The organism is Mycoplasma elephantis ATCC 51980, assembly GCF_000687815.1.
Taxonomy (GTDB): Bacteria; Bacillota_I; Bacilli_A; order Mycoplasmatales; family Metamycoplasmataceae; genus Mycoplasma_H; species Mycoplasma_H elephantis.
In genome coordinates this window covers 39,107-54,732 of sequence record NZ_JHXU01000002.1, presented here as the reverse complement: position 1 = coordinate 54,732, position 15,626 = coordinate 39,107, and the positions used below count along the sequence as shown (strand labels likewise).

Here is a 15,626-nt window from a genome sequence, read left to right as displayed (position 1 = left end):
ATTCCCCCCTTAATTATTTTGGATTTGTCTTTTTTGTTGAATTTTAAATAATTTTTGTATTCAATTTTGATAATTTTCTGGTTTTTCTTTTTCATTTTTTCTTATCATATTAAATCTAAATTGTGACTTGATTCATTGTCTATTATATAAATCTAAAATAAATTCAAATGTAACAAATCCTATCATTCCTAAAACAAGAAAAAGTGCAGAAGTAATTTGATAAATTCCGTAAGCATGAATACGATATGGTTCCATAATCATTCTAACTACTCCATACCAAACAAAATACAATGAACCGGTTGAACCTGGTTTTAATAAATTCATACCGTTACATAATCAAACCAATATGATATAACCTATAAGGTTGAGTCCGGCTTCATATATAAATAAAGGATGTCGAAATGCTCCATTTATATTTAAATCGTTTGTTAAATGATCTGATAAAAACATGTTTGAACCTGGACCATATCCCATTCATAATGCGCTTCTTCCTGTTCAATCAATACCACCGTAAATTTCATGGTTTGCATAATTACCAAATCTACCAATAACTTGACCTATCAATACTGCCGGGAATATAAAAGTAAAGATTTTAATTATATCCACCTCATATGTTTTTGTTGATAAATAAATAGCATTAGTTATAAAGGCCATCATTACCCCACCTTGAATAGCGAGTCCCCCATCTCAGATAGCGTACCAACGGCTAAAATTAAATGTATCACGATAATAAATTAATTTTTCAGTTACGAATCATAATCTAGCACCAATAAATGCGGAAGGAATAGTTATAATTACCATTGTTAGAAAAATTTCTCAACTGTATTTTTCTCGTTTTCAAAAATAAGCAATTGTTAAAATGGAAGCAATTATTCCTAACATCATAGTTAAAGAATATGTGTGGTAATTATAATTACCAATACTAAAGAGAACGTGAGGAAACCCGATACCTTTTGGTAAAAAAATTTGAGGATCAAAATAATTATGCATGTCTTGCCCTTTCATTTAAAATATCTATAACTTTTATACCGTGTCTTCTTGCTATATATGTGTTAACGGCTGTTTCAATTAATGAAGCAATATTACCACCTTTTTTAATAGGTATTTGAATTTTATCTATGTATCCCTCTAAAATTTGTTCTTTTAAATAATCAACGCCCAAACGATCCAAATTTAAATCTTGATTAACTAATTCAACAACTAATTTTATTTGAGCGCTATCACTAATTACTTTTGCTCCATATGTGAATTTAACATCAATTAACCCAATACCTCTTACCTCTAGTAATGACTTAGTTATTTCCGGACTATGTCCAATAAAATTACTTCCTAATTGTTTAATTATTACGGCATCATCACTTATAAAAATATGTCCATTTTGAATTAATTCTAATACAGCTTCTGATTTACCTACGCCACTAGGACCTGTAATTAAAACACCAATATTACTAATTGAAACTAGACACCCATGTAATTGAATTTCTCTTGCAAAAAATTCAGAAAGATATGCGCCTACAGTTGATGTAATTGTAGACAAACTTTGGTTTTGTCAAGCGACCGGAATATTAAACTTATTAGCAACTTCTAAAACTCAATCTACAGCTTTTTTTTCAAAACCTTTACTTAAAACTATTATTGGTGGACAATATTTTAAAACTCTTTCAAGAGCTTCTTGCGTTTTTTTCTTACCTATTGACGTAAAATAAATACATTCACTTGTCCCTCACCCTATTAAATTTCTTGCTAGTTTATCATTTACAAGAGCACCAGAAAGTTCAAGTCCTATTCTCTTAATGGCCGGCTCTTCTATTTCTCTAAAATCTCTTATTTTATCAAGATTTAACATGTTAAATTTGAAGCGATCAATAATTTTTTGCGCATTTAGTGTTTTTTTCATATTTAGTATTATATATAATAATTAGTATATTTATTTATTAAGCATTGCTTTTAAATATTTTCCTGTAGGGCTATTTAAAACATTTGAAATTTGTTCCGGGGTGCCACTTGCAATAATTTTTCCTCCATTTATACCACCTTCAGGACCCAATTCAATAATATAATCACAACATTTAATGACATCAAGGTTGTGTTCTATAACTATAACTGTATCGCCATTATCGACAATTTTATTTAAAACATTAATTAAGTTTCTAACATCATAAGTATGTAATCCGGTTGTTGGTTCATCTAAAACATAAAGCGTTCTTCCTGTTGAAGGTTTAAGCAAATATGTTGCCAATTTAATCCTTTGCGCTTCCCCGCCGGAAAGTGTGGTTGAAGATTGTCCAAGTTTTATATAACCAAGACCAACATCTTTTAAAACTTCTAATTTTGATTTAATTATTGGTTGATTAGCAAAAACAAGTGATGCTTTATCAATTGTCATATTCAAAATATCGAATATACTATTACCTTTATATAAAACTTCTAATGTGTCTAAATCATAGCGTTTACCTTGACAATCTTCGCATTCAATATAAACATCTGGTAAAAAATGCATTTCAATTTTAATTAAACCATCACCCGAGCATTTTTCACATCTTCCTCCCGGAACATTAAAACTAAAATGAGATTTAGTAAAACCTTTTTCTTTTGCATCACTTGTGTTTGCAAATATTTCTCTAATATCATCAAAAATACTTGTGTATGTTGCAGGATTAGAACGTGGAGTACGCCCAATTGGTGATTGGTCTATATCGATTAATTTATCGATATATCCTAAGTTTTCAATTGTTTTATGTTCACCAACCAACTCATGAGTTAATTGTAATTTTTCTTTAACTCCATTTACTAAAATTTTATTTATAAGAGTGGATTTTCCGCTTCCACTAACTCCACAAACACCAATAAATTTACCTAAAGGTATTTTTACATCAATATTTTTTAAATTGTTTTCTTTAGCGCCTTTAATATTAATAACATTTCCGTTACCGCTTCTTCTTATCTTTGGTATTTCAATCTTTTCATTACCACTTAAAAATTGACCAGTGATTGATTCTGGTTCATTAATAATATCGTCAACAGTTCCTTGAGCAATGATTCTGCCACCATTTTCACCAGCAAAAGGACCTATATCTACTATATGATCTGCTTGCAATATTGTTTCTTCATCATGTTCCACAACAATTAGAGTATTCCCAATATCAACCATTTTTTTAAGTGAATTAAGTAATTTTTGATTGTCTTGTTGATGTAGTCCGATAGATGGTTCATCCAGAACATATAATACTCCAGTTAAGTTTGTTCCGATTTGTGTTGCTAATCGAATACGTTGCGATTCACCACCACTTAAAGTTTCGGATTTTCTATTGAGGGTTAAATATCCAAGACCAACATTTTTTAAAAACAATAAACGATTTGTTATTTCATTTAATATTAGATTTGAAATTTCTAATTCAGTTTCAGTTAAGTTTATATTACAAATAAAATCGTATAAATCATTAATGCTTAAATTTACTAAATCATTTATATTTTTATTATTGATGTAAACAAGTAATGCATATTTATTTAATCGTTTTCCATTACATTCTCGACAATTAACTTCAACCATATATTTGTTTAATCATTTTCTTATCATGGTACTTGTTGTATCCATAAAGAGTCTTTCAATTTTAGGTATTAAGCCTTCTATTTTTTTATGTCTTTTGTACACATTGTTGGATGAAGATTTTATCGTGTATGAAATTTCCTCTTCAGAACCATATTTTAAAATATCTAATTCTTGATTTGTTAATCTATTAATAGGAACATCCATACTTATGTTGTGAGCGTGTAATAAAACTTGAAATTCTTGTCATTCAATATTTGAATTTTCTCTTGCCTTATAGTAATTTATTCCACCTTCTCGAATGGTTTTATATTCATCAGGAACTATAGCATTTCAGTTTGCCCTTAATTCCATTCCTAGCCCCTTACATTTTAAGCACATACCATATGGAGCATTGAAAGAAAATAATTTAGGTTCTATTGCTTTCATTTCAAAATCATTATGAACGCATGAATGAAGTGTTGAAAAAATTTGATCTTCTCCACTACCTATTGTTCTAATTTTAATAATTCCTTTTCCATATTCTAGTGCAACTTTAATACTTTCAAAAATTCTAGATTTATTTTCTTCATTAACAATAATTCTATCAACTACTATGTCAATATCATGTTTCTTGTTTTTTTCAAGAACAATATCATCTTCAAGTAAATATGTTTCATGATCTATATTTACGCGAACAAAGCCTTGCTTTTTTAATTTTTCTAAAAGAATTGTATGAGTACCTTTTTCTCCATTAATTACGGGGGATAAGATCATCATTTTTGTTCCCGGTTTATAAGAAAAAATAGAGTTTAAAATATCTTTATTAGTTTTTCCACCAATTTCAATTTTGTGATTAGGGCAATATGGTTTACCAATTCTTGCAAATAGTAAACGTAAAAAATCATAAATTTCAGTTGTTGTTGCAATAGTGGATCTAGGATTATTATGTGTTGTTTTTTGTTCAATAGCTATAGATGGTGATAATCCATCAATGCTTTCAACATTAGGTTTAGTTGTTCCGCCTAAAAAATTTCTGGCATAAGTACTTAATGAATCGATATAACGACGACGTCCCTCTTCATATATGGTATTAAAAGCTAATGAAGACTTTCCGCTACCGCTTAATCCGCTAAAAACAATTAGTTTATTTTTTGGTAATTCTAAAGAAACATTTTTTAAGTTATTTTCTTTAGCTCCTTTAATAATAATTTTTTCTTTGCTCATTTAACCCCTGAAATTTGACATATCTTATTTTATCACTTACTCATTTTATAATCTAATAATCATAGTTATAAAATGGAAACATTTAACCATAAAATGTTTAAATTTACCTATTTATTATATATAAATTAATAAAATTAGATAGATCAATAGATCAAATGAAAGGTTATATATTAAAATGAGTATTCCAAAAAAAATGAAGGCGTTTGTAGTTGATTCGCCAAAAAAATGAAGTGTTAAGGAAGTAGATGTTCCTAAACCTAAGATGAAAGAAGTGTTAATTCAAATGGAAACTTCAGGAATTTGTCATACTGATTTACATGCTGCTAATTATGACTGATTAGTTGAACCAAAATACCCTTTAATACCAGGTCATGAAGGAATTGGTAAAGTTGTTGCGCTAGGTGAAGGATGTACGCGTCTAAAAATTGGTGATCGTGTTTGCTTAGCTTGATTACATGATGCATGTGGTAGTTGTGAATTTTGTTTAACAGGACGTGAAACATTATGTCCTAAACAAAATATGTCAGCATATACAAAAGATGGATCATATGCAGAATATGCAATAGGACATGAAGATTATGTTGGCATAGTTCCTGAAAAATTAGATTTAATTACAGGTGCCCCAGTTGTTTGTGCTGGAGTTACAACATACAAAGCACTTAAACAAACAAAATGTGTTCCAGGAAATTATGTAGCTGTAGTTGGTGTTGGTGGATTAGGACAATTAGGAATCCAATATGCAAAAGCAATGGGTATGCGCCCAATTGGTATTGATGTTAGTGATGAAAAAGTGAAATTAGCATTAAATTCGGGAGCTGAATTTGCTATAAATTCAGCAAAGGATAAAAATTATGTTGATAAAATTGTTGAATTTACTAACGGCGGAGTTCATGGTGTAATAAATACATCTGTTGCCCCACAAGCTGCTGAACAAGCTATGAATTTACTTCGTAGAGGTGGAAGACAAGTTCTTGTCGGATTGCCCGCAAAAGATAAATTAGGTAAAGATGATATAAAAGTTTCAATATTTTGAACTGTATTATGTGAAAGAGAACTCGCTGGTTCTATAGTTGGGACAAGACAAGATTTAGCAGAATCTCTACAATATGCAGCTGAGGGAAAAGTTAAATCAGAAGTTACAAAAATTGTAAAACTCGATGAAGTAGCATCTATTTTTGATAAATTACAAAAAGGTGAATTTTTAGGTAGAGCTGTTATAGATTTTAGAAAATAATTAAAATAAATTATCTTTAAAAAATGCTGAAAAACCATTGAGTTTCAGCATTTTTTGTTAGTTACGATTATCATTTTTTAAGTTTAAAAAATCATACATACTTATGTCAAATTCTTTTGGTGGTTTAGCAAAAAAAGATTTATTTTTACTATCAAATGGATCGCAAAAAGAAAGTTTATATGCATGTAAGTATTGATGGAAATCATTTTCTTTGTTTCCATATGTAGGGTCATTATAAACAGGGTAATTAATATAATTTAGATGTACTCTAATTTGATGCGTTCTACCAGTTTCTAAAATACATTTTACAAGTGCTAGTTTTTTGTTATTGTATTCAAATTTTTTTAAAACATAAATATGTGTAATTGCATTTTTAGAATCAATATTAGTTACACCCATTTTTTTTCTATCCATTTTATCTCTGCCAATTGGTAAATTTATGTGGTAAATATCTTGATCTGGTCAATTTTCAACTATTGCCAAATATTCTCTTTTAACTTGATGATTTTTAATCATTTCAGCAAAATAATTATGTGCAATATTATTTTTTGCAATTAAAAGTAAACCAGTAGTATCTTTGTCTATTCTATGAACTATTCCGGGTCTAAGTAAACCATTATTGTTTGATAAATTATTTTTAAAATAATATAATAATCCATTTACTAATGTATTGTTGGGGTGTGAAGGAGAAGGATGAACAACTAAGTTGTTGGGTTTATTTATGATAATATAATTTTCATTTTGAAATATAATCTCAAAATCAATTTTTTCACTTGTTAACTTAATTTCCTTATCTAATAATTTTGTAATTTTTATTATTGAATCTATTTTTGGAATATAGTTTGGTTTTCTAACTATATCATTATCGCACTGAACAGCACCCAATTTTATTAATTCTTTTATATCATTCCTTGATATTTCTGAATTGTCAGAAATATATTTATCTATTCTTTCTTTATATTTAACTTTTATTTCAATCATTTTATTCTTCCTCAATATATTTATTAGCCATATTTTTTTCACTAAAGCTAATTTCTTTTACAATTCTATATGAAACATATCAATTTATAATTAATAAAATAAATTTTAATATTTCTAAAATACTACCCAAAATAACAAAAATATGTTCATATCTATTTAAATTTTTTTCTAGTAGTAATTCATACGTATTTTTATTAAAGTATAGAAATATTGATAATTGAATTATTGATGCAAATAAAATAATTATCATATTTATTGATGCAAAAATTAATTTGTGCTTCGAAAAAATATCTTTTTTTATTTTAAAAATAAAAAAATAAAACAAAATAAAAGCAAAGAAAGTAAATAAAGAATCCATTATGACTTCTATTAAAGTAGTTTTTAAATTAAAGATTCTAAATATAATTGGAAAAACCAAAATAACTATAATTAGAATATTTGCGCAAATACCTACTCTTTTTATAATATGTGAATTATTTTTCATAAATTAAATTATATATATCTATATAAAATTGAAAAAACATATTTTATTTATAGTAAAATATTATAGTAATTTAATTACATAAGTTTTCATTCCTTTGTTTTAATTTTTTTAATTATTGCTAGGGTATGAATGTAACACAAGGAGATATAATGTTATTAAAAGCAACAAAATCAAAACTTGTTCAAAAATTCGGAAATAACAAAAAAAATACTGGGGCAATTGAAGTTCAAATTGCTTTATTAACTCAAGATATTGAGACATTAAAACCACATTTTCAAGCAAATCCAAAAGATAATCATTCAAAACGTGGTTTTATGGCCAAAATAAATAGACGTAAGTCATTATTAGCATACCTTAAGAGAACAAATTTTGATTCATATGTTAAACTAATTGCAGAATTAGGAATAAGAAAATAAGCTTTGCTTATTTTTTTATTTATAATTTATAATTCTATTAGCAAAGGGTGCCTAACGGCTGAGATTATACCTATAAGTTGATCATGGTAATTCATGCGTAACTTCTGGCTAAATTTTTTATTCCTTTGCTATCAAAGGAGATAAATGAAAATAAGAGCAGTTCCTTTTGTGTTTTCATCAATATTTTTACCTTTGTTAGCAACAACAAGTTGTTCAAATGAGGATAAAGATTTATGGGATGAAAAAATTACAATTAAAAATGAATGAATTAATAATGGTTTTAAAAATACAAATTTAGAAGAAAAATTTTTAAAAAAATTAACAGAAACTTTTAATAAAATTAAAAATCAAGATATTGAAGCAAAGAATTATTCTGACGTAAGTTTTGAAATACAAACTAACGGAGATTCTACTTCCATGCTTAATGAATTAAAGGCAAATAATAAAGAACAAGATATTGCAATTATTAGTTATGGTGATTTTGTTGCTAATTTTGCATATATTAATGAAGATAAAAATTGAAAATCAAATTTAAAATTCAAACCAGTAGCACAAACAAGTACATTAAAATTTTCGTGGCAAGGACAAGATAATTTTTATTATGAAAATGGGTTAGAAACTGACCCATTAAGAAAGCTAGCGATTAAAAATAATGAAAAATGATTCAAAGAAAATAATTTAGAGTATCCTGATTGAGTTAAGTATCCCAATAAATTAATTTTTGACGGTTCTAAATATACGAATTTTTATGATAAAAAAAACCTAACATATGTTTATAGAGGTGCTATTTATATTTCGGGAAACAAAAAAGAGAGAGAATCAATAATAAAATGTTGAAATGATAAAGATTTAAATACATTTTTGTCTTATAATTTAGTTTATAAAGACACTTCAAAAACAAGTGCTTTTAAATATCAAGTAGCATTAATGGCGCGTCACTTTAATAAAACAATTAAAGAAATAAATGAAATATTAATTGATACATCAAACAACCATATAATAAAAGGTAATGATGCAAAAAATGCATTAGGAAAAAAATCAGGATATGTTACTTGTAGAATTGGTTTTGCAGCTGAGGGTGAAATGAATTGATTAAATAATAAAGGAAATAATTCATGATATAAGCCCGATAATTTTATAAATAATAAAAATTACGATGATGAACAAAATGATGTGGTTCGCGTTTTGGTAATGACTAATCCTGCTCCATATGATGTTGTTTTAGCGCGTAGACATTTTAATAATAAACAACTTGAAATATTGCAAAAAACATTGTTGCAACTATCGGTTGAAGAAAATACATATGGTTTATATACTGGTTATAATAAATTTCAAACAATTGACTTAGACTTATTTAAAAAATTTATACTTTTACAAATTCAAGCCGAATCCCTAAAAAATTTAGTTAACGATATTCCGGAAATAAATTAAGTATTATGAATGAAGTTTTGGAAATAAAAAATTTAAGTTTCAAATATAAAGAAAAAGATAATCTAATTTTAGAAAATATAAATTGCATATTTAAGTCAGGTGAAATGGTGGCTATTATTGGGCCTAGTGGTGTTGGTAAAAGCACATTATTTAAATTAATTGTTAGAAATAAAAAACCTACTTTAGGTAGTATTTTATTTAACAATAAAAATATTGACTTATTAACTAAAAAAGAATGGAAAAATATAATTAAAAAAATAGGTTTTCTAATACAAGAACCATGCTTAATTGAGGAAGAAAATGTATATTTAAACATTAAAAGATCAATTAATGATTATAAAAATAAAATTTTTAAATTAATTAACTATTTAACAAGGGAACAACGAATTAAAATTTTTTCAATTCTTGACGATTTAAATATTTTAGATAAATCTTTTTATAAAGTAAGCGATCTCAGCGGGGGACAAAAACAAAGGGTAGAAATTGCTAAGTTGCTAGTTAAAAATGTAAAGCTAATTTTAGCAGATGAACCAACATCAAATCTTGATAATGCCACTTCAAGAGATGTTTTATCTATTTTAAAAAAACTAACAAAAGAGAAAAATATACTTTGCCTTGTGAATACACATGATTTAAATTTAGCTTTAGAGTTTTTTGACCGAATTATTGTGTTAAATAATAAAAATATTGTTTTTAATAAAAAAAATGAAGGAATAAGCATATGCGATTTAGAAAACATGATTCAAAAAGTAAAGTAAAACTAAATTCAAATTTGTTTAAATATTTTATTGAAAGTCCTAAAGCGAAAACGAATATAAAAATATTGCCTATTTATAAACGTTTATTAATTTTTTTATTTGTTGCAATTATTGTAATTTTATTTGCTTTACAAAATTGGAATTTTAGATTTAACAATTTTGAATTAATTTGAGAGCGTATAAAAAATATTTTTAGTTTTGATAAAAATAGCAATTTTTTAACAGGTTCATTTAGTTACGAGTATGATAATTTATGATTTTTAAGTTTTAAGTATTTGTATATAACTTTTAAATATGCTCTGGTTGGCACATTTATAGGTTTTATTTTAGCGATTATAACATCATTTTTATCTTATAAAAACATTAATAATAAAAAATTTGCATATTTTATAAAGTTATTTATTCTTTTTCTAAGAGCAATTCCCGAATTGGTATTTATTAGAATTTTTTCTATGACATTTAGAAATGAGGTTTGTTTATTATTTATTTATATTTGATTTACATGATTATGACTACATAAATACTACATAGAACTTCTTGAGAGTATTGATTTAAAAGCATACAAAATTTCAATGATGCAAGGGAATTCTAGATATAAAGCATTTAGGGATGAAATATTGTCGCGTGCAAAAAATAAATTTTTTTCTTTGTTTTTATTTTCTTTTGAATCTAATGTGAAATGAACTTCAATTTTGAGTGCATTATCATTACCGGGTATTGGAATTCTCTTGAAAAAAGGTTATTCTTCAACTGAAGAATTTAAACAGTTGGGTATACCGCTTTTTGTTTTAATAACATTTATAATATTTTTAGAAATAATTAATATTATTTTTAAAAAATATTTATTTGAAGCAAAGTCAAAGAAAATAAATTTCGAAGAAAATATGTCAAATAAAAATAAATATTTATCCTTAAGTAAAAAGAGAAATATTAGAAGTATTGTTTTATTTATCTTTTTTTTATTGATTATTGTTTATTCGATTTATGTTTTAATAGATATAAAATTTCTTATTCATAACATGAATGCAATTAAATTATTTGTTACCTCTTTATTTAAACCGAATTGAAATAGCCTGAATTTAAATTCAACAGAGTTTAGTAAAAATTCGTTTCTAATGTTATTAAAGTGTTTCGAATTTTCTATACTCTGCATTGTAATTGTTGCAATATTAACAATATTATTTGTCCGTTTTGCAAGTATTAAATTAACTAATAATAACTATTATCCATTTATTTCTCGTTGCATTTTTGTATTAATTAGAACTATACCAATTATTGTGATGTTTTATATTTTTAAACCATTATTTGATTCACCATTTATTTTATTGATAATTTTAATAGGTATTCAAGAAGCAACAAATTTAATAAAACAAGTTGTTGAAACAATTGATAATTTAAGTGAACAAAAAATAGCATATTTAAAAATGCAAGGGTATTCTAATAATTTTATTTTTAGGAATTTTATCTTTCCTTCGATTAAAAAAGATTTTTATTCATTACTTAGTTTTTATTTTGAGTTAATTTTTAGAAATACAATAACATACAGTATGTTTGTGGGGGAAGAAATGAATTTTGGGAATATGATATGGACATCATTGGATAATGTTAAAAGTTATCATCCTGATATAGCCGCTGCTTATATTTGGTTTTCAACAATATCGATTATTATCATAAATTTAAGTTCATCATATATGAAAAAATATATACAAAACCAACATTAATTGTTGGTTTTATTTTCTAAAATAAAATATTTTTTCTTTCCTTTTTTAACAATTATAAACCTATTATTAAATTCACTAAAATCAATCATTTTCTGTAAATTTTCAACATTTTTATTGTTAATTAATATAGTTTTGTCTCTAAAAAATTCATTTAATTCACGTTTTGAACTAACAATTTTTGTTTCAAGTAAAGCATCTTGAATTGTTGAGTTTTTTTGAATTGTATAAAAAGGTAGACTTCCTCTTAATTGTTCAAAATCTTTATCACTTAAATTGAATATATCTTTATTATTTACAAATAAAGCTTCTGTTATTTTTTGGGCTTTAATTGCCTCTTTTTCACCATGTAAATCCTTTACAACTTCAAATGCAAGCATTTTTTGTGCATATCTAAGAGAAGGTTCGTTCATTGATTTTCTTATAATAGAATCAATTTCATCAACAGGAATAAATGTAAGTCATTTTAAAAACGATTCCACTTTAGAGTCTTGAATATTTAATAGGTATTGGTAAATATGGAATGGGGAACATAGGTTTTTATCAATTCATAATCCTCCACCACCTTGTGATTTCCCTATCTTATTACCATTTTCGTCAGTAAGTAAATTTGTTGTAATTACACACCCCTTGTGATTATTGTTGTAAATTTTATTTAGCATTTCTAGTCCTGTTGTTATGTTTCCTCATTGGTCACTTCCGCCAAGTTGCATGTAAATATTTTTTGTTTTATATAAATGTGTAAAATCGTAACCTTGTAATAATGAATATGTGAATTCTGTAAAACTCAATCCCTTTTCAATTCTTGTTTTAATTGAATCTTTAGCCAATAAATAACTAATATTTATCATTTTCCCAATGTTACGAAGAAAATCAATAATAGACATATCTTTATATCAAGAGTAGTTATCTATTACATCCAATCCATAGAGTTCAAGTTGTTTTTTAATTTTTTGTTTATTTTTTTGTATAGTTTCATTATCCAATAAAACTCGTTCAGTATTTTTAAAACTCGGATCTCCTATCATTCCTGTGGCTCCGCCCAAAATAGCATACGGCTTAAATCCATATTGCGCAAATCTTTTTAATATAGTTATTTGTATATAGTTGCCTAGATGCAAACTTTCTGCAGTGGGATCAAACCCAATATAAACACCATCACCTTTTGAAAGGTTATTAAATTTGTTTATATCGGAAATATCTTTAAAAATACCTCTTAATTTTAGTTCCTCAAGAATATTCATTAGTACCCCATTCTTTTTTCATATTCATCTAATTTTCCTCTAAAAATAAAAGACTCATTTGGTTTAATTTCTAAAATAACGTTTGCTACATTTTTAACAAAAGCTCTATTATATGTTGTAAATATACAACCACTTTTATAAGCTGTTAGTCCTTCAATGACAGAATCAATACTTTCTGTATCAAGGTGATCTAATGGTTGATCTAAAATAAGAAAATTAGATTCCAACATCATCATACGCGAGAACATTAACCTTGCTTTTTCTCCCCCGGATGTAATCTTAACTTTTTTGAATACACTATCATTACTAAAAAGCATTCTACCTAAAAATTGTCTCATTCTATGATCTGAATTATCTTTATTTTCTTTGATTTCATTTTCTAAAGGTCATTTTGATATTCATTCTAAAATAGTTTCATCAGTATTATTAAAATATTTTGAATTATCATTTGGGAAATATGTTTTTTTGATTGTTTGCCCCCATTTAATTGTTCCGCTCGTTGGTTTTATCTCACCTGCTAAAATTTGTAAAAATCTTGTTTTAGTAATATCATCATTAGCAAGAATAACCATTTTTTCCTTTGATCCTAATAAAAAACTTACATTTTCAAAAAGTGTTTCACCTTTTTCATTTATATATGTTAAATTTTCCACTTCTAATATTTGTTTACCAGGTTCTCTAAAAAGATCTCAACGAATATAAGGATATTTTCTATTTGAGGGTTTAATTTCATCGATTGTTATTTTATCAAGAAGTTTTTTACGACTAGTAGCTTGTGCAGATTTTGAAGCATTCGCAGAAAAACGGGATATAAATTGTTTAAGTTTTTCAATTTGTGCCTCTTTTTTTTCATTTGATTGTTTTTGCATTTCTAAAGCAAGTTGTGATGATTCTTTTCAAAAAGTGTAATTACCATGATATAACCTAGCCTCATTAAAATCAATATCTACAATAGAAGTGCAAACTGAATCTAAAAAGTCGCTATCATGACTAACAACAATAACAACATTTTTATATTCAGATAAAAAAGTTTCAAGTCATTTAATTGATTTAAGATCCAAATGGTTAGTTGGTTCATCCATGATTAAAACGTCAGGGTTACCGAATAATGCTCTTGCAAGTAAAACTTTAACTTTTTCGTTAGCTTTAAGCTCTGACATATTTAAGTTTCATTTTTCTTGTTCAATTCCAAGGTTTGATAAAAGAGATTGAGCATCATTTTCTGCTTCATAACCACCCATTTCACCAAAAAGCGATTCTAGGTGTGCCGCTTTTGTATAATCACTTTCTGTTGAGTTGGGGTTCATATAAATAGAATTTTTTTCATTTTCAATTTCAATAAGTCTTTTATTGCCGGCAATTACAACTTTAGTAACTTCCTCATTATCAAATGCATTATGATCTTGAGACAACACCGAAATTCTCTTATTTTTTTCTATAATTATTTGACCACCTGAAGGTTCGATTTCGCCAGCTAAAATTTTTAAAAAAGTAGATTTACCAGCGCCATTTGCCCCAATAACTCCATATGTTTCTGATTCAACAAAATTCAAATTTACATTTTCAAAAAGCTTTTTATCTGCGAATATTTTTGATAATCCTATTACATTAATCATAAATTTATACACCTCAAAATATTAGTTCTTTTATTATATATAATTTACAAATGAAAAATAAACCATTTTTAAGTATTGATGAACAAATCGAACTTCTTGAACAAAGAAATTTAAAATTCTCAAGCGAAAGTGAAAAAAATAAATTTAAGTTATATCTTAAAATGTATGGATATCAAAATTTTGTAAATGGATATAATGACTTCTTTTTTGTAAATGAAGATCGTAAAATGAGAAAATATAAAAGTAATGCAAGACCTTCTAATATAATCTCTCTTTTTAATTTTGATCGAGGAATTTCGAATTTTATTTTATCAAATATACAAAATGTAGAAAGAAAAATTTCATCATTAATAATTTATGCAATGAATAAATGAGTAAACGAGAATGGTTTCTTTGATAGATTTAAAAACGGGAAAATACTTGACATAAATAACAAAGATTGAAATTTGCTTTTCCCCTATGATTCAAGTCTATCGTTAAGAAAAGAAATTATTGATAAATTATGAATACTTAGATACAATAACCTTATTTTGAAATATAAAGATAATCTAAAAATGTGCCCAATTTGAATCTTTATGATCCTTATGTCTTTTGGCACAATAATTGATATTTATAAAAAAATAAACGATGATATTAAATTTATTATTTTAAAAAATATTAATGTTTATTCATCAAAATATTTTTTATCTATTTTAGTCATTTTAAAAGAAACAAGAAATAGAATTTGTCACAATAATGTTCTTTATAATATTAAGAAAAAAATAGTAGTCAATGGTTCAAAAAACATAAAAATAAGGCTATTTGATATAGTAAATATTTTGGATGCGCTAAATAATAAAAATAGAAATGGGTTAGAATTTCAATCATTAAGATTTATTTTTATACAAAAAATAAATAAATACATAAATAATGATAGTTTTGATACAGAAATAAGTGCAAAAATTTTAAATTATATTCATTATAAAAATAAAAACGAAGGCCAATAGGTCTC

The 15,626-nt window shown here is 25.9% G+C and carries 13 protein-coding genes; 6 read left to right on the top strand and 7 right to left on the bottom strand.

From position 1 onward, the window contains the following. Window positions 1–9 precede the first annotated feature (9 nt). The 3 genes from lgt to uvrA are packed head-to-tail and all read right to left on the bottom strand — an operon-like array spanning window position 10 to window position 4,753. A complete protein-coding gene (gene lgt, locus T380_RS0100740; RefSeq protein ID WP_027334055.1) occupies window positions 10–990 on the bottom strand; it encodes a prolipoprotein diacylglyceryl transferase in 981 nt (326 codons plus the stop codon). After that, window positions 983–1,897 carry an HPr(Ser) kinase/phosphatase gene (gene hprK / locus T380_RS0100735; protein ID WP_036436655.1) on the bottom strand — a complete coding sequence of 305 codons (915 nt, stop codon included), beginning with the start codon at window positions 1,895–1,897 and terminating at the stop codon, window positions 983–985. Before hprK ends, lgt begins: the two co-directional genes overlap by 8 nt. A 30-nt stretch (window positions 1,898–1,927) precedes the next feature. Continuing rightward, a complete protein-coding gene (uvrA, locus tag T380_RS0100730) occupies window positions 1,928–4,753 on the bottom strand; it encodes an excinuclease ABC subunit UvrA (RefSeq protein WP_027334053.1) in 2,826 nt (941 codons plus the stop codon). 175 nt (window positions 4,754–4,928) lie between these two features. Here uvrA and T380_RS0100725 point away from each other — a divergent pair, with 175 nt between their 5' ends. Next, window positions 4,929–5,987 carry a zinc-dependent alcohol dehydrogenase gene (locus tag T380_RS0100725; RefSeq protein ID WP_425411597.1) on the top strand — a complete coding sequence of 353 codons (1,059 nt, stop codon included), beginning with the start codon at window positions 4,929–4,931 and terminating at the stop codon, window positions 5,985–5,987. A gap of 57 nt (window positions 5,988–6,044) precedes the next feature. Here the strand turns inward: T380_RS0100725 and T380_RS0100720 are convergent, their stop codons facing one another. Together T380_RS0100720 and T380_RS0100715 are read right to left on the bottom strand one after the other, a co-directional pair. Continuing rightward, a complete protein-coding gene (locus T380_RS0100720; RefSeq protein WP_027334051.1) occupies window positions 6,045–6,968 on the bottom strand; it encodes an RluA family pseudouridine synthase in 924 nt (307 codons plus the stop codon). A gap of 1 nt (window position 6,969) precedes the next feature. Then, on the bottom strand, window positions 6,970–7,452 hold the full coding sequence (locus T380_RS0100715) for a hypothetical protein (RefSeq protein WP_027334050.1): 483 nt from the start codon (window positions 7,450–7,452) through the stop codon (window positions 6,970–6,972). Window positions 7,453–7,601: 149 nt separating this feature from the next. Between T380_RS0100715 and rpsO the strand changes: the two genes are divergently transcribed. From rpsO to T380_RS0100695, 4 genes are all read left to right on the top strand, one after another. Beyond that, window positions 7,602–7,868: a 30S ribosomal protein S15 gene (rpsO, locus tag T380_RS0100710; protein ID WP_027334049.1), complete on the top strand. Its 267-nt coding sequence runs from the start codon at window positions 7,602–7,604 to the stop codon at window positions 7,866–7,868. A gap of 144 nt (window positions 7,869–8,012) precedes the next feature. Next, on the top strand, window positions 8,013–9,299 hold the full coding sequence (gene cypl, locus T380_RS03780) for an ABC transporter thiamine pyrophosphate-binding lipoprotein p37/Cypl (RefSeq protein WP_051599928.1): 1,287 nt from the start codon (window positions 8,013–8,015) through the stop codon (window positions 9,297–9,299). A gap of 5 nt (window positions 9,300–9,304) precedes the next feature. Beyond that, window positions 9,305–10,057 carry a phosphonate ABC transporter ATP-binding protein gene (locus tag T380_RS0100700; protein ID WP_027334048.1) on the top strand — a complete coding sequence of 251 codons (753 nt, stop codon included), beginning with the start codon at window positions 9,305–9,307 and terminating at the stop codon, window positions 10,055–10,057. Then, window positions 10,021–11,778: an ABC transporter permease subunit gene (locus T380_RS0100695; RefSeq protein WP_027334047.1), complete on the top strand. Its 1,758-nt coding sequence runs from the start codon at window positions 10,021–10,023 to the stop codon at window positions 11,776–11,778. The genes T380_RS0100700 and T380_RS0100695 overlap by 37 nt, the downstream gene beginning before the upstream one ends. Here T380_RS0100695 and tyrS read toward each other — a convergent pair. Continuing rightward, window positions 11,775–13,019, bottom strand: coding sequence for a tyrosine--tRNA ligase (gene tyrS / locus T380_RS0100690; RefSeq protein ID WP_027334046.1), 1,245 nt, complete (start codon window positions 13,017–13,019; stop codon window positions 11,775–11,777). The two genes, T380_RS0100695 and tyrS, sit on opposite strands and share 4 nt — an antisense overlap. Then, entirely contained in the window at window positions 13,019–14,635 is a 1,617-nt protein-coding gene (locus tag T380_RS0100685; RefSeq protein ID WP_027334045.1) for an ABC-F family ATP-binding cassette domain-containing protein, read from the bottom strand. The genes tyrS and T380_RS0100685 overlap by 1 nt, the downstream gene beginning before the upstream one ends. A gap of 50 nt (window positions 14,636–14,685) precedes the next feature. On the opposite strand from T380_RS0100685, the gene T380_RS0100680 reads away from it, so the two are divergent. Next, window positions 14,686–15,621, top strand: coding sequence for an Abi family protein (locus T380_RS0100680; RefSeq protein ID WP_027334044.1), 936 nt, complete (start codon window positions 14,686–14,688; stop codon window positions 15,619–15,621). Window positions 15,622–15,626: the final 5 nt, after the last annotated feature.